This window comes from Streptomyces humi, from assembly GCF_001005085.2.
Lineage (GTDB): Bacteria > Actinomycetota > Actinomycetes > Streptomycetales > Streptomycetaceae > Streptomyces > Streptomyces humi.
Map to the genome: position 1 here is coordinate 151547 of NZ_LBMU02000040.1, position 17034 is coordinate 168580.

Consider the following 17034-nt stretch of genomic DNA (forward strand, 5'->3'; position numbering starts at 1 on the left):
GCTGCTGTGAGGCACCCCGGCAGTGCTTTCGTGTGACGATCGTAGGCCCGTGTGGACGACTCGAATGCCAGGACGGTGGTAGTGTGCGCGCCTCGCTCATCCAGATCGATGTAAACGAGGGTGAATCGGTCGAATCTCGTCGGCAGCGCGTGACCGCACTGGTGCGCGAGCAGGCCGGGGCCGATCTGGTGGTGCTGCCCGAGCTGTGGACGACGGGCGCGTTCGCCTACGAGCAGTTCACCACGGAGGCCGAGCCGCTCGAGGGCCCGACCTACGAGGCCATGGCGAAGGCGGCGAGCGACGCGGGCGTCTGGCTGCACGCCGGTTCGATCCCGGAACGGGACCCTGACGGCCCCCTCTACAACACGGCTCTCGTCTTCTCCCCCTCCGGTGAGCTGGCCGCGGCGTACCGCAAGATCCACCGCTTCGGCTTCGACAAGGGTGAGGCGGTACTGATGGGCGCCGGGCAGGAACTGGTGACCGTCCGGCTCCCCGAGACCACCCTTGGCGTGACCACCTGCTACGACCTCCGGTTCCCCGAGCTCTTCCGCGGACTCGTCGACGCCGGCGCCGAGACCATGGTGGTCTCCGCGGGCTGGCCCGAGCGGCGACGCGGGCACTGGACGCTGCTGGCCCAGGCACGGGCGGTCGAGAACCAGGCGTTCGTGCTCGCTTGTGGAACGGCCGGCACGCATGCCGGAGTTCCGCAGGCGGGTCACTCGATCGTGGTCGATCCGTGGGGCGAGGTGCTGGCCGAGGCGGGCGCCGGCGAGGAGGTCCTCACCGTCGACCTCGACCCGGCCAGGGTCGCCGCGACCCGCGAACAGTTCCCGGCCCTCAAGGACCGCCTGCTCGGCCTGGACCCGCCCCGCCGCCGCTAGCCCCTCCCGCCGGCCGACGCCCCGTCAGTCCTCGTCCCGCTCCTTGTCGGCGAGGTGGATCACGCACACCGCGACGGCGATCAGCAGCGCCGGGTCCGCGTCGTCCCGTACGACGTCGACGCCGTAGGTCTCCCGTACGTGCAGCCAGCGCCGGGAGATCACGGCGAGCAGCTCACCGTCGTACTCGACGGCGAACTCGCGGTCGAGGATCTTGCCGCTGACGTCCAGTTCGGTGCCCTCGGCCAGCCGGACCCGGTAGTGGTTGCGCAGCAGCGAGAGCCGCTTGCGCCTGATGGTGGCCAGCGGCTCGCCCTCGCGCTCGATCACCATCGTGTCGCGCAGGGCGAACATCTTCTGGTGGAAGTCGACGAGGACCCGCCCGTGCCGGTCCTTCAGCTCGAAGGTGTCCCGCAGCCGCATGGCCTTGCCGTCGACGAGGAACACCTTGTCGCCGTGCTCGTCCTCGATCCAGTAGTCCTCGCCGAAGCCGAGGAGCCGGTCGCGCACCTGGAATCTCATGTCCGTACCCCTTCCCGGCCGACCGGCCCGAAACGCCGACGGTAGCCCGACGGGCTGAGCCCCGTCTCGCGCCGCAGCCGGGCGCGCAGGTTGGCGGCCGTACCGAGACCGCTGCGGGCCGCCACCACGTCCAGCCGTTCCTCCCCGCGCTCGATCAGACGGCAGGCCAGGGCCACCCGTTCGGCCGTCAGCCAGGCCAGCGGGGTGACGCCGAGCTGGGCGCGGAACCGTCGGTGCAGGGTGGCGGGGGAGACGGCCGCCCGCGCGGCCAGGTCCGCCACGGTCAGCGGTTCGCCCAGCCGTTCCTGCGCCCAGGCCAGCAGCGGGCCGAGCGACTCGGCCGGCACGTCGGGCACCGGCCGCTCCACGAACTGCCGCTGGCCGCCGTCGCGGTGCGAGGCGAACACCAGCCGCCGGGAGACCGCGTTGGCGACCTCGGCGCCGTGGTCCTGCCGCCAGATGTGCAGCCCCAGGTCGAGCGCGGCCGCGCTGCCGGAGGCGGTGAGCAGGTCGCCGTCGTCGACGAAGAGCACGTCCGGCCGGAGCAGCACCCGGGGGTGCAGTTCCCGGAACGCGTCCGCCCAGCGCCAGTGCGTGGTGGCCGGCCGGCCGTCCAGCAGACCGGCCTCGGCCAGCGCGAAGGTCCCGGTGCAGAAGCTCACCACCCGCGCCCCGCGCGCGTGCGCGCGCCGGACGGCGTCGAGGACGTCGGCACCGCGCGGGACGACGTTGTCGGGCCGTCCCGGTACGAGGACCGTGTCCGCCTCGTCCACGGCCGTCAGCCCCGCCACTCCGCTGAGCGTGAAGAAGCCGTGGTTCATGCGCACCTCGCGGGTGGGCGCGCAGAGCGTCACCTCGTACGGCGGCACGGGCAGCCCCAGCTCGGGCCGCGGCAGCCCGAACAGCTCGGTGGCCACGCCGACCTCGAAGGGATTGGTGCCCGCGTCGACGATCACGGCGACCCGATGGCTCGACCGCGCCGACTGAGAGGATCCTTGCGACATGTGCGATTTCTAGCACTCACGCGGGTGCCGGCCGAGGCTCCAGGATGATCGCCATGACCAGCCAACCCGTCTCCCTCGCCCACGCCCTCGCCTCCTTCGAGGACCTGTGGAGCCCGCGCATCGTCACCGCCGTGAACGACTACGACGTCCGCGTCGCCAAGGTCGAGGGCGAGCACCTCTGGCACGTCCACGACCACACCGACGAGTTCTTCCTGGTCCTGGCGGGCGAGCTGCGCATCGCCCTGCGGGAGCCGGCCGGTGAGCGCACGGTCGTCCTCCCGAAGGGCTCGGTCTTCACCGTCCCCCGTGGCACGGAGCACAAGCCGGCCGCCCCGGCCGGAGCGTCGATCCTCCTCTTCGAACCGACCGGCACCTCCACGGTCGGCGACCGCCACGACGACGTCCCGGACCACGTGGATGCCACGACGGGTCACGCACTGCCCTGACCAGCGAAGATCCCGGTTGTCCACAGGCTGGACCGCTTGTCGGCGGTGAGTGGCACCCTTGATCCATGAGCGACACATCCCCGGCCCCCACCCCGCGCCGCGTTCGCGTCCGTGCCCCCGAGCTGATCGGCAAGGGCGGCTGGCTGAACACAGGTGGCAAGCAGTACACCCTCGCGGACCTGCGAGGGCGCATCGTCGTCCTCGACTTCTGGACTTTCTGTTGCGTGAACTGCCTGCACGTCCTCGACGAGCTGCGTGAGTTGGAGGAGCGGCATCGGGACACGGTGGTGGTCGTCGGGGTGCATTCGCCGAAGTTCGTGCACGAGGCGGAGCACCGGGCCGTCGTGGACGCCGTGGAGCGGTACGGCGTGGCGCACCCGGTGCTCGACGACCCGGAGCTGGCCACCTGGAAGCAGTACGCGGTCCGGGCCTGGCCGACGCTGGTGGTGATCGACCCCGAGGGATACGTGGTCGCGCAGCACGCCGGTGAGGGGCACGCGCACGCGATCGCGCGGCTGGTGGAGGAGCTGGAGGCGGAACACGGGGCGAAGGGCACCCTGCGGCGCGGCGACGGCCCGTACGTGGCGCCGGAGCCGGAGCCGACCGCGCTGCGTTTCCCCGGCAAGGCGCTGCTGCTTCCCTCTGGGAACTTCCTGGTCAGTGACACCACCCGGCACCGGCTGGTGGAGCTGGCGGAGGACGCGGAGACCGTCGTGCGGCGGATCGGCTCCGGGACGCGCGGCTTCGCGGACGGCACGGCGGCCGAGGCCTCCTTCAGTGAGCCGCAGGGGCTGGCGCTCCTCGACGACGGTTCGGTGGTCGTCGCCGACACCGTCAACCACGCGCTACGGCGCCTGGACCTGACCACCGGTGAGGTCACCACCCTCGCCGGCACCGGACGCCAGTGGTGGCAGGGCTCCCCGACCGCGGGGGCGGCCCGCGAGATCGACCTGTCCTCCCCCTGGGACGTGGCGGTCTTCGGCGGAAAGGTGTGGATCGCCATGGCGGGCGTGCACCAGCTGTGGACGTACGACCCGCGGGCGGGGACGGTGGCGGTGGCCGCGGGCACCACCAACGAGGGGCTGGTGGACGGTCCGGCCGGTGAGGCCTGGTTCGCCCAGCCGTCCGGTCTCGCGGCCACCGAGGACCGGCTGTGGCTCGCGGACTCCGAGACGAGCGCCCTGCGCTGGGTCGACCTGGAGGGCCACGTCCACACCGCGGTGGGGACGGGGCTGTTCGACTTCGGGCACCGCGACGGCGCGGCCGGGCAGGCCCTGTTCCAGCATCCGCTGGGGGTGACCGTCCTTCCCGACGGTTCGGTGGCGGTGTCCGACACCTACAACCACGCGCTGCGCCGCTACGACCCGGCGACCGGTGAGGTCAGCACGCTGGCGACGGACCTGCGGGAGCCGAGCGGCGCGGTGCTGGCCGGCGACGACATCGTGGTGGTGGAGTCGGCCCGGCACCGGCTGACCCGGCTGCGCCTGCCCGAGGAGGCGGTCCGGGTGGCGTCGGTGGCCCACCGCACCCAGCGGGCGGCCACCGAGGTCGCTCCGGGCGAGCTCCGCCTGGACGTGATCTTCCAGGCTCCGGCGGGCCAGAAGCTGGACACGAGGTACGGCCCGTCGACGCGGCTCCTCGTGTCGTCGACCCCGCCGGAACTGCTCGCCGAGGGCGAGGGCGCCGACACCGGCCTGTCCAGAGCCCTGACGCTGAACCCGGCGGTCCAGGAAGGGGTCCTGCACGTCTCGGCCATGGCCGCCTCCTGTGACGACGACCCGGCGAACCAGTACCCGGCCTGCCATGTGCACCAGCAGGACTGGGGGGTGCCGGTGCGGATCACGGAGGGTGGGGCGAGCCGGCTGCCCCTTGTCCTGGCCGGGATGGATCAGGACACCTGAGGGCGGCGCCCCGGCAGGGGCGCGGGGGCGGTGCCGATCTGCGGCTACCGCCGTCGCGGGGCCAGCTTGAACAGGGCCACCCCGGCCGCCACCAGCGTCGTGGCCGCCACCACCATCGCCATGCTGTTGATCCACAGCCCGGTGGCGGCCAGGGTCGCACCTCCGGCGCCGGTCGTGCCCGCGCCGATCACTCTGCCGTACATCGCTTTTCTCCTATGCGAATTGAAGGGGTCTCACGTCGCCACCCACTTCTCCTCGCTGCGGCGGACCAGCCCCCACAGCGAGGTGAAGTAGACGGCGTGCTGGAAGAGGTCGTAGAGCATCTCCGGGACCATCAGCGCGGCGACCAGGACGGCCTTGGGCCCCGCCCGCCGTACGGAGACGGTCTTCTCGACCACGAAGATCAGGCCGATCGCCGTCCAGAACGGCGAGAAGCCGGGCCAGCCGTACAGCGCGGTGTAAGTGGCCATGTAGGTCAGGTAGATCAGGAAGGAGAGCGCGCCGAAACCCATCAGGAACTGCTGCATGAAGTAACGGGCGGTGACCCGGGTCCAGCCGTAGTCGCGGAGGTTCTCCAGCGCGCCGCGCTGCCAGCGCAGCCGCTGGTGCCACAGTTTCGGCAGGGTCGGCATGACCTCGGTGGTGACCGAGCAGCCGGCCGGGGACATGGCCCGGTAGCCGAGGGTCTTGACCGCCTTGGTCATCTCGTCGTCCTCGGTGAGCGAGGCGAGGCTGTAGTAGCTGGTGCCGCCGCCGAGTTCGCCGGCCCGCCGGGCCGCGCGGACCTCGCGCAGCACCCGGGCGCGGAACATCGTGCCGGTGCCGGTGAGGACCTGGGCCTTGCCGCCGGTGCGTTCCAGCTCCCAGGCGTAGCGGTGGAACTCCATGCGCTGGAGCAGGCCGAGGAAGCCGCCGCCGTCCTCGCCGTAGAAGACGCCGCCGACCGCGCCGACCTTGCGGTTGAAGGTGGCGATGGCGGTCTCGGCGAACCAGGGGTTGAGGACGGTGTCGGCGTCCTGGACGAGGACCAGGTCGCGGTCGTCCAGGTGCGGCAGTGCCCAGGAGATGGCCTGGTTGAGGGCGCCGGCCTTCTTGTGGGTGTTGCCCTGGGTCTGGAAGACCTGGGCGCCGTGCGCGGCGGCGATGACGGCGGTGTCGTCGGTGCAGTTGTCGGCGACGACCACGATCAGGTCGGGGCGCCGGGTCTGCTCCCAGAGGCCGTCGATCGCGGCGAAGATACGTTCCTGCTCGTTGTGGGCCGGGATCAGGACGACGAGTCTCGGCCGGTCGGCGGGCTCCTCCGGGGCGGCGTGGGCGCGGCGCGCGGCATGACGGCGCACGGCTCGTACCCCCCGTCGTGAAAAGCCGTGGTGGGCCCGGAAGGCGATATTCCGGACCCGTCAGTGATCCACAGTCTTCACCAAACCCCTACAACTCCGGTAGTTGAACCCTGTAACGGATTGCTCACGGTTGCCTGTGATGGCCCTGTGAGTACGGCCTTGTCCGTTACACGCCATACCCGTCCGTGTATCCGTCACGGTGGTGATGGTGCCGTTCCTCCTCGACGACCGTCGCGGCGGGCGGCACCATGACCCGCCGACGGCGGGCGATGCTGCTGAACGTGGCGACGCCGATGATGCCGACGGCCATCAGGATCAGGCCCACGACGTCGAGGTTGACGCCCTGCATGTGCCAGTCGGTCGCGAACGTGAGGATGGCCCCCACGGCGATGAGGATGATGCACCCGCCGAGCCCCATGAGCGTTGCCTCCCCTTCAGGTTCGGTGGTGGTTCCGGTGCACTCCGGGTACCCAGGGGCGGGCGGGCCATGTCAACTCCCCTGCCGCTACCCCTCCAGGAACGCCACCAGAGCGTTCGCCAGCAGGAACGGGTCGTCGGCGCCGCAGAGTTCGCGGGCGCTGTGCATGGAGAGGATCGCCGCGCCGATGTCGACGGTCCGGATGCCGTGGCGGGCCGCGGTGATCGGGCCGATCGTGGTGCCGCACGGCATGGAGTTGTTGGAGACGAAGGTCTGGAAGGGCACCCCGGCCCGCTCGCAGGCGGCGGCGAAGACCGCGCGGCCCGTGCCGTCCGTCGCATAGCGGTTGTTGACGTTGACCTTGAGGATCGGACCGCCGTTGACCCGGGGGTGGTGCGTCGGGTCGTGCCGCTCCGCGTAGTTGGGGTGGACGGCGTGACCGGTGTCGGAGGACAGGCAGACGGTGCCCGCGAAGGCCCGGGCCCGGTCCTCGTACGAACCGCCGCGCGCCAGCACCGAGCGCTCCAGGACGTTGCCGAGCAGCGGTCCGTCCGCGCCGGTGTCCGACTGGGAGCCGGTCTCCTCGTGGTCGAAGGCGGCCAGCACGGGGATGTACGGCGGTTCCGCGGCGCCGGTCGCCACGGCCGCCAGCGCCGCCGTTCCGGCGTGCACGGAGAGCAGGTTGTCCATCCGGGGACCGGCCAGCAGTTCCTCGGAGCGGCCCAGGTAGGCCGGCGGCTCGACGGCGTAGGTCATCAGGTCCCAGCCGGTGACCGAGCCGGGCGCCAGGTCCGCCTCCTGCTCCAGGAAGGCGATCAGGTCGCCGTCGCGGATGTCGTCGCCGAGGCCCCAGATCGGCTGGAGGTGGCGCTGCTTGTCCAGCTTGAGCCCGTCACTGCTGACCGTCCGGTCCAGGTGGATGGCGAGCTGCGGCACCCGCAGCAGCGGCCGGTGCACGTCGACCAGGCGGGTGGAGCCGTCCCGCAGGCTGAGCCGGCCCGCCAGCCCCAGGTCGCGGTCGAGCCAGGAGTTCATCAGCGGGCCGCCGTAGATCTCCACGGCGACCTGGCGGAAGCCGTGCGCCCCGGTGTCCGGGCGGGGCTTGACCCGCAGGTTCGGGGAGTCGGTGTGCGCGCCGACGATCCGGAACGGCGTGTGCGGCGCGGCCCCCTCCGGGACGTACCAGGCGATGAGCGCCCCACCGCGCAGGACGTACCGGCCGCCGCTCGCCCCCTCCCACGCATCCGTCTCGGCGACCTGCCGGAAACCGGCCTTCTCCAGCCGCTCGGCGGCGTTCGCCACCGCGTGGTAGGGCGTCGGACTGGCCGCGAGGAAGGACATCAGGTCGTCGGTGTGGCCGCGATCGAAACTCATGTGCTTCACCTTAACGACGTACGGAGGCCCGCTCCCCTCAAGGGGAACGGGCCTCCGGGAACGGACCGGTGGATCAGAAGGCGGCCTCGTCCAGCTCCATCAGGTCGAGGTCGACGTCGGCCGCGATCCTGCGGGCCAGGGTGACGCTCGGCAGCACGTTGGCCGCGAAGAACTTCGCCGCCGCGATCTTGCCGGTGTAGAACGCCTTGTCCTTGCTGGAGGCCGTCTCGAGCTTCTCGGCGGCGATCGCGGCACCCTTGAGGAGCAGGTAGCCGACGATCACGTCACCGGAGGCGAGCAGCAGGCGGGAGGTGTTCAGGCCCACCTTGTAGATGTTCTTGACGTCCTGCTCGGTGGCCGCGAGGTCGGTCAGCATCAGGCCGACGATCGCCTCCAGCTCGACGGCCGCCTTCGCGAGGTGCTCGCGGGCGCCCGCCAGCTCCTCGCCGCCGGTGCCGAGCGCGAGGAACTTCTTGATGTCCTCGGCGAGCGAGTTCAGGGCCGCGCCCTGGTTGCGGACGATCTTCCGGAAGAAGAAGTCCTGGCCCTGGATGGCGGTGGTGCCCTCGTACAGGGTGTCGATCTTGGCGTCCCGGATGTACTGCTCGATCGGGTACTCCTGGAGGAAGCCGGAGCCGCCGAAGGTCTGAAGCGACTGGGCGAGCTGCTCGTAGCCCTTCTCGGAGCCGTAGCCCTTGACGATCGGCAGGAGCAGGTCGTTGAGCGCGTGCTCGGCCTTGGCGTCCTCGCCGTCCGCCTCCTTGACCGCGATCGCGTCCTGGATCGAGGCGGTGTAGAGGACGAGGGCGCGCATGCCCTCGGCGTACGCCTTCTGCGTGATCAGCGAGCGGCGCACGTCGGGGTGGTGGGTGATGGTGACCTTGGGCGCGGTCTTGTCCATGAAGTTCGCGAGGTCCGGACCCTGGACGCGCTCCTTGGCGTACTCCAGCGCGTTGAGGTAGCCGGTCGACAGCGTCGAGATGGCCTTCGTGCCGACCATCATCCGGGCGAACTCGATGATCCGGAACATCTGGCGGATGCCCTCGTGCCTGTCGCCGATCAGCCAGCCCTTGGCCGGGTGCCGGTCGCCGAAGGTCATCTCGCAGGTGTTGGAGGCCTTCAGGCCCATCTTGTGCTCGACGTTCGTGGCGTAGACGCCGTTGCGCTCGCCCAGCTCGCCGGTCTCGAAGTCGAAGAGGTACTTCGGGACGAGGAAGAGGGACAGGCCCTTGGTGCCGGGGCCGGCCCCCTCGGGACGGGCCAGCACGTAGTGGAGGATGTTCTCCTCCATGTCGTGCTCACCCGAGGTGATGAAGCGCTTCACGCCCTCGATGTGCCAGGAGCCGTCCTCCTGCTGGACCGCCTTGGTACGGCCGGCGCCCACGTCCGAACCCGCGTCGGGCTCGGTGAGGACCATGGTCGAACCCCAGGTCCGGTCCACGGCGAGCTGCGCCCACTTCTTCTGCTCCTCGGTGCCCTCCTCGAAGAGGATGCGGGCGAACGCCGGGCCGGAGGAGTACATCCACACGGCCGGGTTGGCGCCGAGGACCAGCTCCGCGTACGCCCAGATCAGCGACGGGGGTGCGGTGGTGCCGCCGATCTCCTCGGGCAGGCCGAGGCGCCAGTACTCGGAGTCCATGAAGGCCTTGTAGCTCTTCTTGAAGGACGCCGGGACCGGCGCGGTGTTGGTCTCCGGGTCGAAGACCGGCGGGTTGCGGTCGGCGTCGGCGAAGGACTCCGCCAGCTCGTTCTCGGCGAGCCGGGTCAGCTCCTCCAGGACGCTCTTGGCGGTGTCGGTGTCCATCTCGCCGAACGGGCCGGTGCCGTACAGCTTGTCGCGACCGAGCACTTCGAACAGGTTGAATTCGATGTCGCGGAGGTTGGACTTGTAGTGCCCCATGGTGACGGCTCCGTATCCGGATCGGCGAGGCACTGAATCCTCGCGCAAGCGTTCACATACCAACGAGTGGCTCCGATGATGCTACCCGTCGGTAATAAGATGCAACCCCGATCGGCTGAAGTGTGAGAAGGGTCTACCTTCTCGTACGCACCGCGTGTCTCGGTAGGCTTGCGCGCATGTATGGATACGGCCAGCCCATGGACGGTGGGGCCGCGCAGCAGCAGTACGCCCAGCCGCAGCAGCAGATGCCGGGCGACCTCGGCGGCTACGGCCAGCAGGCGCCGCTCTATCCCGAGCCGTCCCCGCCGTCCCTCGCGGACGCGGTCCGTGCCTTCACCACCGGCCAGGTGACCGCCGAGGACTTCCAGCAGGTCTTCGCCACGTCCAAGGTGTACTGCCCGCGCGGCGACAACCCCGGGTTCCTCGCGCTGCACAACACCCAGCAGCCGGTGATCCCGATGTTCACCTCGCTGAAGGAACTGCGCCGGTACGCGGGCAAGGAGTCCAAGTACTTCGTCATCACCGGCGCCGAGGTCATCGACCTCCTGCCGACCGGCTACGGCTTCGTCCTCGACATGGAGGGCGAGCACCGGATGGTCTTCGACGCCAAGGCGGTCGAGCAGATGGTGGAGTTCGCGATGCGGCGGATGTATGGCTAGACGCCATTGCTCCGCGGACGGCTAGACACCGGATCCGGACGGCCCTCCGGAAGTCACCCCCTCTTTGTCACAGGCATGCCATAGGCTGCCCGGGCAGCCGCGCCCCGCGCGCAACCGCTCCTCCGCGGTCGCGTCCGGGTGCTGCGCGGCGCTCTCATCCACCCGGCGAACCCGGGTTCTCACTGGGGGTTGCATCACTGTGCGCATGCGCAGCACTTCGATCGCGACGGCGCTCGCGGTCGTCCTCGGCTCGGCGGCGCTGAGCGTCGGGGCGGCGGGGACCGCATCGGCGGTCCCCGTCACCATAGGTTCCAACGCGGGCATCGTCGTGGACGCGGCCCTGGGGCGGGTGTTCGTCGGCAACGACACCGACGACAGCGTCGTGGCCGCCGACTACAACGGCAACCGCGTCGACTCGGTGAGCGGCATCGACGGCGTCTTCGATCTCGCGCTGTCCGACGACGGTGCCACCCTGTACGCCGCCGCGCGGGTCAGCCACGAGATCGTGGCGCTCGACGCGGCCACCCTCGAGGTCAAGGCGCGGTACCCGGTGACCACGAGCATCGGGCCGCTCTACCTCGAGGTCGCCGCCGGGAAGGTCTGGTTCACCTACCAGAACGGCGACGGCAAGGCCGACCTGGGCTCGGTCGACCCGGCCCTGGATCCGGCCGGCGGCGACCCGGTGGCGCTCGGACTGTTCCCGCAGGACCAGGACCATTCCCTGATCGCGGGCGCGGCCCGGCTCGACACCGATCCGTCCGAGCCCGGACTGCTGGCCTTCGGCGCGAGCGACTACTACTCCGGCGACGGCATCAAGGACCTCATGGCCGTCCTCGACGTCTCCGGCGCCGCGCCGCGGCTGACCGCCTGGCGCGGCGACGACCATCCGATGTACCACGTCAACGACATCGACCTGGTGCCGGGCACCGCACAGGTCCTGGTGGACGGCACCGAACGGCACGCCCACGCGGACGGCGGGTTCAGCGCGGCGGGCTCCTACCCCTCCGGGCGGAGCGCCGACATCGCTCCGAACGGCCTGGTCGCCCAGTGGGACGAGGAGAAGGTCGCCGTCTACCGGCCGGACACGACCGTGCCGGTGCGCACGTACGCCGGTTACGTGGCCGACGCCGCCTGGGCGCCGGACTCCTCCCGGCTCTTCGCCCTGGTGTCCGCGCCCGCCGGCTACCAGCTCAGGGTGCTCACCGACCCCGCGCTCAGTGTCCCGGCCCTCACGGTCGCCGCGCCGGCGTCCGCGCCCCGCGCCAAGAGGCTCACCGTCACCGGAAAGCTCACGGCCAGCGTCCCGTTCCCGGCGGGCACGCGGCTCGCGGTCACCCGGACCGACCTGGAGTCCCCGAACGGCAAGGCGCTCGCCGCCGTCACGGTCGGGGCGGACGGCACCTACTCCTTCGCCGACACCCCGCCGGCCGGCGGCACGGTCACGTACAAGGTGAGCTTCGCGGGCGACGCCGGCCACACCGCGGCGACCGGCTCCGACAAGGTCGCGGTCTCCCGTGCGGCGACGGGCCTGAGCCTGAACAACAACGGCAAGCTGTACGACTACGGCACCGACGTCAAGTTCACCGCCCATCTCGGGACGACGTACAAGAACCGTTCGGTGAGGCTCTACGCGGACCCCTTCGGCGCCGACAAGCCGAAGAAGCTCGTCAAGACCGGCAAGGTGGACTCCCACGGGAACATCGCCGCCTGGGTGGACATGGCCCGGGACACGGCCGTCACCGCGGTCTTCGACGGGGACGCCCGCTACTCGCCGAAGACCGTGAAGGCCACGGCGTACGCGCGGGTCAGGGTCTCCACCGCCGTCTCCAAGCACTACCGGACGGCGAAGATCGGCTCGACGTCGTACTACTGGTTCCACAAGAACACCGACCCGGTGCTCACCACGTCCATGACCTACTACCAGGGCCGCAAGTACCGCCTCGACCTACAGGTCTACTACCAGGGCAGGTGGTACACGACGGACGCCGAGTACTTCGCGCTCGGCTCGAACGGCAGGTCGGCCGTACGGCTCGGGGCGCCGGGTGAGTCCGGGATCCGGGCGCGGATGCGGTCGGTGTACGTCAACGGCTCGTCCGGCGACACGGTGAACTCCACGACGTACGGCGCCTGGAAGTACCTGTACTTCAGCAACTGATCCCCCGGTCGGGGGGTGGGAGCCCGGAGGGAATGTCCTCCGGGCTCTTCCCGTTGAGGGTGGCAGAAAGTTCAATGCTCAACTAAACTGGGCGCACAAGGAGGAGCCAACATGCCAGCAGTGACTGTCGAGAACCCGTTGACCCTGCCCCGGGTGGCCGCGTCGGCCGACGCCGTGGCCCGTCCCGTGCTCGCGGTCACGACCGCGCCGAGCGGTTTCGAGGGTGAGGGCTTCCCGGTGCGCCGGGCGTTCGCCGGGATCAACTACCGCCATCTCGACCCGTTCATCATGATGGACCAGATGGGCGAGGTGGAGTACGCGCCCGGAGAGCCCAAGGGCACCCCGTGGCACCCGCACCGCGGCTTCGAGACCGTGACCTACATCATCGACGGCGTCTTCGACCACCAGGACAGCAACGGCGGCGGTGGCACCATCACCAACGGTGACACCCAGTGGATGACGGCGGGCGCCGGTCTCCTCCACATCGAGGCCCCGCCGGAGTCCCTGGTGGTGTCCGGCGGGCTCTTCCACGGGCTCCAGCTCTGGGTGAACCTCCCCGCCAAGGACAAGATGATGGCGCCGAGGTACCAGGACATCCGCGGTGGCCAGGTCCAGCTGCTGACGTCCCCGGACGGCGGTGCGCTGCTCCGTGTCATCGCCGGTGAGCTCGACGGCCACGCCGGTCCCGGTGTCACGCACACCCCGATCACCATGATCCACGCGACGCTCGCCCCGGGCGCCGAGATCACGCTGCCCTGGCGCGAGGACTTCAACGGCCTGGCGTACGTCATGGCCGGCAAGGGCTCGGTGGGCGCCGAGCACCGGCCGATCCACCTCGGCCAGACCGCGGTCTTCGGCGCCGGTTCGGCCCTGACGGTCCGCGCCGACGAGAAGCAGGACGCGCACACGCCGGACCTGGAGGTCGTCCTCCTCGGCGGACAGCCGATCCGCGAGCCGATGGCCCACTACGGCCCGTTCGTCATGAACACCAAGGACGAGCTGATGCAGGCCTTCGAGGACTTCCAGAAGGGCCGCCTGGGCACCGTCCCGGCCGTCCACGGCATGACGGAGACCGGCCCGCAGGCCTGACCGAGCCGACCGGAGAGGCCTGACGCATCCCCTGCGTCGGGCCTCTTCCCGGCTGTGCCCGTTCACCCGGGAGGGGGCGCAGCGCAGGGCGTCGACGCGGTGCGCGTGGTGCGCTGGACGCGTGTCCCTGCTGCCCGAGCCCGTGCGCCGGTTCGCCGCCTGGTGCGTGGTGATCCTGCTGGCGGCCGGCGTCGGCTACGTCGGGATCCGGCTCTGCTCGGAGTTCCGCACCGCGGTCACCCCCGTGCTGCTCGCCCTCCTCGGCACCGCGCTGCTCGGCCCCCTGTACCGGCGGCTGGTGCGGGTCGGGGTGCAGCGGTCCCTCGCCGCCGGGCTCACCTGTGTCGCGGTCGTCGCGGTCGTCGGGGGTGCCGTCTACATCGTGGTCGCCGCGCTCATCGACACCGGTGACCAGATCATCGCCTCGCTCAGGTCCGCGGCGATCTCGCTCGCCCGGCACTTCGGGGCCGCCGGCACCTCGATCGGCGACCTGGCCGGCAACGCCAGGAAGCTGCTCGGCGAGTTCGGCGGCACCGCGGCCTCCAACGTCATCAGCGGGGTGAGCGTGGTCGGCGAGAGCATCGCCCTGGCCGTGCTCGCCCTGCTGCTCGTCTTCTTCTTCCTGCGTGACTCGGACCGGGTCGTCGCCACCGTCCGGGCCCTCGCGCCCGGCTCCAGCGCCGACATGACCGAGGCCATGGCCCGCCGTGCCTTCGAGGGCATCGAGGGGTTCATGCGCGGCACCACCCTCATCGCCCTCATCGACGCCGTCTGCATCACCGTCGGCCTGCTGATCCTCCGGGTGCCGGGCGCCGTGGGCCTCGGCGCGCTCGTCTTCGTCGGCGCCTACATCCCCTACCTCGGCGCGTTCATCTCCGGTGCCGTCGCCGTCCTGGTCGCCCTCGCCGACCGCGGCTTCGTGATCGCGCTGTGGGCCCTGGGCGTCGTGCTCGCCGTGCAGGTGCTGGAGGGGCACGTGCTCCAGCCGGTCATCCAGAGCAGGACCGTGCAGATGCACCCGGCGGTGGTCATGCTGGCCATCACGGCGGGCGCCTCCGTCGCCGGGATCCTCGGCATGCTGCTGGCCGTACCCCTCACCGCGGCCGCCTTCGGCGTCGTACACGAACTGCGTGCCCGGTACGCGGCCCCGCGACCGCCCGGCAACGACGACGGGCCCCTGGGGCGCAACACGCCCTAGGACTCGGGAAGGTCGCCGTCGCCCTCGTGCAGCTCGAACCAGATGCTCTTGCCCTCGCCGCGCGGGTCGACGCCCCAGGCGTCCGCCAGGAGTTCGATCAGCATCAGGCCGCGCCCGGAGGAGGCCAGTTCACCGGGGCGGCGCTTGTGCGGGAGGTCGTCGCCACCGTCGGTGACCTCCACGCGCAGGCGCCGCTCGGGGGCCTGGCCGGCGACCTCGGCGAGCAGCAGGGCGTCCGCGTCGGTGTGCACCAGCACGTTCGTGAGCATCTCGGAGACCAGCAGGACAGCCGAGTCGACCTGGTCGGGCGAGCCCCAGTCGTGCAGCAGCTCGCGCAGCTGCTGGCGGGCCTCGGCGATCCGCTCGGGTTCGTCCTGGGCCACCGACAGGAGCGTGCGGCGGATCCGCGGCCGTACCGCGAGGGGCCCGGCGCCGGGGCGGGAGAGCAGCAGCACCGCGATGTCGTCCTCGCGGCGGTCGGCCAGCGGCCCGGTGGTGTGGTGCGAGGACGGCCCGTGCACGGCCTGGACCAGGGCGTCGGCCAGTTTCTCCAGGTCGCCGTCGTGCTCCTCCAGGATCGCCCGGATCCGCTGCCAGCCGCTCTCGATGTCGTGGCCGCCGGTCTCGATCAGACCGTCGGTGCAGATCATCATGGTCTCGCCGGCCTCCAGGGCGAACCGTGTCGTCGGGTAGTCGGCGTCGGGGTCGATGCCGAGCGGCAGGCCGCCCGCCGTCGGCCGCCGCAGCACCGTGCCGTCGGCCATCCGGATCGTCGGGTCGAGATGCCCCGCGCGGGCGATCTCCAGCACGCCGGTCGCCGGGTCCGCCTCGGCGTACAGGCAGGTCGCGAAACGCGGGTCGGACAGCTCCTCGTCGGCGGTGATCCCGTGCAGGAAGCGGGAGGCCCGGGAGAGCACCGCGTCCGGGCGGTGTCCCTCGGAGGCGTAGGCGCGCAGCGCTATCCGCAGCTGGCCCATCAGGCCCGCCGCGCGGACGTCATGGCCCTGGACGTCGCCGATGACCAGGGCGTACCGGCCGCCGCCCGCGGACTTCGCCCGGGAGGTACCGCCGGGCAGCGGGATGATGTCGTACCAGTCGCCGCCGACCTGGAGGCCGCCGCCGGTCGGTATGTAGCGGGCCGCCGCCTCCATGCCGGGGATCTCGGGGCCCAGCGTCGGCAGCATGGAGCGCTGGAGGCCGTCCGTCAGCTCCCGCTCGGAGTCGGCGATCCCGGCCCGGGACAGGGCCTGCGCCAGCATCCGGGCCACCGTGGTGAGCACGGAACGTTCGTCGGGGGTGAACGACACCGGGTAGGCGAAGCCGGCCATCCAGGCGCCCATGGTCCGTCCGGCCACCGTCAGGGGCAGGAAGGCCCAGGACTTGCGGGCGAAACGCTCGGCGAGCGGCCAGGTCACCGGGTAGCGGGACTTGTACTGCTCCGGGGAGGAGAGGTAGACGGCCCGGCCGGTTCGTACCACCTCCGCCGCCGGGTAGTCCGTCTCCAGCGGCATGCTGGTGAACGGGCTCTCCTCGTCGATCTGCTGACCGTGGTGGCCGATCATCGTCAGCCGGTCGCCCTTGGCCCCGAAGACGGCCAGTCCGTCCGGGGAGAAGCCGGGCATCGACAGGCCCCCCGCGACCCGCAGCACCTCCTCGGTGGACCGCGCCTCCGCCAGTGCGCGGCCCGCGTCCAGCAGGAACGCCTCGCGGGAGCGCCGCCAGTCCCCGGTGACCGGATGCCGGGCCGCGGAGCCGGGAGCGGGCTCGGAGACCTCCTGGATGGTGCCGGTGACCCGGTAGACGCGCTCGTCGGTGTCGTACACCGGTCGGAAACGGCTGCGGACGGTCCGGATCAGCCGGCCCCGCTCGTCCATGACCCGCAGCCGGACCTCGGCGACGGTTCCCTCGACGGCGGCCAGCCGGGTGATGCTGGTGTTCTCGTTCCAGTCGACGGGGTGGAAACGGGACCGGACCAGGGCCTCGGACAGGACGGAGGCCTCCGCGGGCAGCCCGATCAGCCGTGCCGCCTCCGCATCCGTGGTGACCAGCCCGGTGGCGGTGTCCCAGTGCCAGAGCCCGGTCGCGAGGGCGGCGAGGACGTCCTCCACGGCGGGCAGGGGCTCGCCAGTTCGCATTGCCCCACTTTAAGA

At 71.2% G+C, this 17034-nt stretch carries 15 protein-coding genes; 7 read left to right on the plus strand and 8 right to left on the minus strand.

Features of this window, described 5'->3' with window-relative positions; genetic code table 11:
* Positions 1 to 83 precede the first annotated feature (83 nt).
* Positions 84 to 881, plus strand: a complete 798-nt coding sequence (locus tag AAW13_RS19150) for a carbon-nitrogen family hydrolase (protein ID WP_046727677.1) — start codon at positions 84 to 86, stop codon at positions 879 to 881.
* A 24-nt stretch (positions 882 to 905) separates the two neighbouring features.
* Here AAW13_RS19150 and AAW13_RS19155 read toward each other — a convergent pair whose 3' ends face one another.
* Together AAW13_RS19155 and AAW13_RS19160 are read right to left on the minus strand one after the other, a co-directional pair.
* The gene (locus tag AAW13_RS19155; protein ID WP_046727678.1) at positions 906 to 1400 is read right to left on the minus strand and encodes an LURP-one-related/scramblase family protein; all 495 of its coding nucleotides are present in this window, start codon (positions 1398 to 1400) and stop codon (positions 906 to 908) included.
* On the minus strand, positions 1397 to 2404 hold the full coding sequence (locus AAW13_RS19160; protein WP_046727679.1) for a GlxA family transcriptional regulator: 1008 nt from the start codon (positions 2402 to 2404) through the stop codon (positions 1397 to 1399). The genes AAW13_RS19155 and AAW13_RS19160 overlap by 4 nt, the downstream gene beginning before the upstream one ends.
* 53 nt (positions 2405 to 2457) lie before the next feature.
* Between AAW13_RS19160 and AAW13_RS19165 the strand changes: the two genes are divergently transcribed.
* Positions 2458 to 2850, plus strand: a complete 393-nt coding sequence (locus tag AAW13_RS19165) for a cupin domain-containing protein (RefSeq protein ID WP_046727680.1) — start codon at positions 2458 to 2460, stop codon at positions 2848 to 2850.
* A 65-nt stretch (positions 2851 to 2915) separates the two neighbouring features.
* Positions 2916 to 4751 (plus strand): NHL domain-containing thioredoxin family protein, encoded by a 1836-nt coding sequence (locus AAW13_RS19170; protein ID WP_046727681.1) that lies wholly within the window; start codon positions 2916 to 2918, stop codon positions 4749 to 4751.
* A 44-nt stretch (positions 4752 to 4795) separates the two neighbouring features.
* On the opposite strand, the gene AAW13_RS45945 is transcribed toward AAW13_RS19170, so the two are convergent.
* The 5 genes from AAW13_RS45945 to AAW13_RS19190 all read right to left on the minus strand — a co-directional run bounded on the left by AAW13_RS45945 (position 4796) and on the right by AAW13_RS19190 (position 9783).
* Entirely contained in the window at positions 4796 to 4954 is a 159-nt protein-coding gene (locus AAW13_RS45945) for a hypothetical protein (RefSeq protein WP_165941480.1), read from the minus strand.
* A gap of 30 nt (positions 4955 to 4984) precedes the next feature.
* Positions 4985 to 6091, minus strand: coding sequence for a glycosyltransferase family 2 protein (locus AAW13_RS19175; protein WP_046727682.1), 1107 nt, complete (start codon positions 6089 to 6091; stop codon positions 4985 to 4987).
* Positions 6092 to 6257: 166 nt separating this feature from the next.
* Entirely contained in the window at positions 6258 to 6509 is a 252-nt protein-coding gene (locus AAW13_RS19180) for a DUF6458 family protein (RefSeq protein ID WP_046727683.1), read from the minus strand.
* Positions 6510 to 6596: 87 nt separating this feature from the next.
* Positions 6597 to 7883 (minus strand): M18 family aminopeptidase, encoded by a 1287-nt coding sequence (locus tag AAW13_RS19185; protein ID WP_046727684.1) that lies wholly within the window; start codon positions 7881 to 7883, stop codon positions 6597 to 6599.
* Positions 7884 to 7956: 73 nt separating this feature from the next.
* The gene (locus AAW13_RS19190; RefSeq protein WP_046727685.1) at positions 7957 to 9783 is read right to left on the minus strand and encodes an acyl-CoA dehydrogenase; all 1827 of its coding nucleotides are present in this window, start codon (positions 9781 to 9783) and stop codon (positions 7957 to 7959) included.
* Positions 9784 to 9959: 176 nt separating this feature from the next.
* Here AAW13_RS19190 and AAW13_RS19195 point away from each other — a divergent pair, with 176 nt between their 5' ends.
* The 4 genes from AAW13_RS19195 (at position 9960) to AAW13_RS19210 (ending at position 14884) form a co-directional block, all read left to right on the plus strand.
* On the plus strand, positions 9960 to 10442 hold the full coding sequence (locus AAW13_RS19195; protein ID WP_046727686.1) for an SseB family protein: 483 nt from the start codon (positions 9960 to 9962) through the stop codon (positions 10440 to 10442).
* Between the two features lie 205 nt (positions 10443 to 10647).
* Positions 10648 to 12597, plus strand: a complete 1950-nt coding sequence (locus tag AAW13_RS19200; protein ID WP_052768474.1) for a YncE family protein — start codon at positions 10648 to 10650, stop codon at positions 12595 to 12597.
* Positions 12598 to 12708: 111 nt separating this feature from the next.
* Positions 12709 to 13686: a pirin family protein gene (locus tag AAW13_RS19205; protein WP_046727688.1), complete on the plus strand. Its 978-nt coding sequence runs from the start codon at positions 12709 to 12711 to the stop codon at positions 13684 to 13686.
* Positions 13687 to 13807: 121 nt separating this feature from the next.
* Positions 13808 to 14884, plus strand: coding sequence for an AI-2E family transporter (locus AAW13_RS19210; protein WP_046727689.1), 1077 nt, complete (start codon positions 13808 to 13810; stop codon positions 14882 to 14884).
* On the opposite strand, the gene AAW13_RS19215 is transcribed toward AAW13_RS19210, so the two are convergent.
* Positions 14881 to 17019, minus strand: coding sequence for a SpoIIE family protein phosphatase (locus AAW13_RS19215; protein ID WP_046727690.1), 2139 nt, complete (start codon positions 17017 to 17019; stop codon positions 14881 to 14883). The genes AAW13_RS19210 and AAW13_RS19215 overlap by 4 nt on opposite strands.
* Positions 17020 to 17034: the final 15 nt, after the last annotated feature.

Bases quoted from the DNA above. Each gene is read 5' to 3' on its own strand.
- AAW13_RS19205 (WP_046727688.1), top strand. From the start codon at position 12,709: ATGCCAGCAGTGACTGTCGAGAACCCGTTGACCCTGCCCCGGGTGGCC.
- AAW13_RS19200 (WP_052768474.1), top strand. From the start codon at position 10,648: ATGCGCAGCACTTCGATCGCGACGGCGCTCGCGGTCGTCCTCGGCTCG.
- AAW13_RS19160 (WP_046727679.1), bottom strand. From the start codon at position 2,404: ATGTCGCAAGGATCCTCTCAGTCGGCGCGGTCGAGCCATCGGGTCGCC.
- AAW13_RS45945 (WP_165941480.1), bottom strand. From the start codon at position 4,954: ATGTACGGCAGAGTGATCGGCGCGGGCACGACCGGCGCCGGAGGTGCG.
- AAW13_RS19190 (WP_046727685.1), bottom strand. From the start codon at position 9,783: ATGGGGCACTACAAGTCCAACCTCCGCGACATCGAATTCAACCTGTTC.
- AAW13_RS19185 (WP_046727684.1), bottom strand. From the start codon at position 7,883: ATGAGTTTCGATCGCGGCCACACCGACGACCTGATGTCCTTCCTCGCG.
- AAW13_RS19170 (WP_046727681.1), top strand. From the start codon at position 2,916: ATGAGCGACACATCCCCGGCCCCCACCCCGCGCCGCGTTCGCGTCCGT.
- AAW13_RS19215 (WP_046727690.1), bottom strand. From the start codon at position 17,019: ATGCGAACTGGCGAGCCCCTGCCCGCCGTGGAGGACGTCCTCGCCGCC.
- AAW13_RS19195 (WP_046727686.1), top strand. From the start codon at position 9,960: ATGTATGGATACGGCCAGCCCATGGACGGTGGGGCCGCGCAGCAGCAG.
- AAW13_RS19165 (WP_046727680.1), top strand. From the start codon at position 2,458: ATGACCAGCCAACCCGTCTCCCTCGCCCACGCCCTCGCCTCCTTCGAG.
- AAW13_RS19155 (WP_046727678.1), bottom strand. From the start codon at position 1,400: ATGAGATTCCAGGTGCGCGACCGGCTCCTCGGCTTCGGCGAGGACTAC.
- AAW13_RS19180 (WP_046727683.1), bottom strand. From the start codon at position 6,509: ATGGGGCTCGGCGGGTGCATCATCCTCATCGCCGTGGGGGCCATCCTC.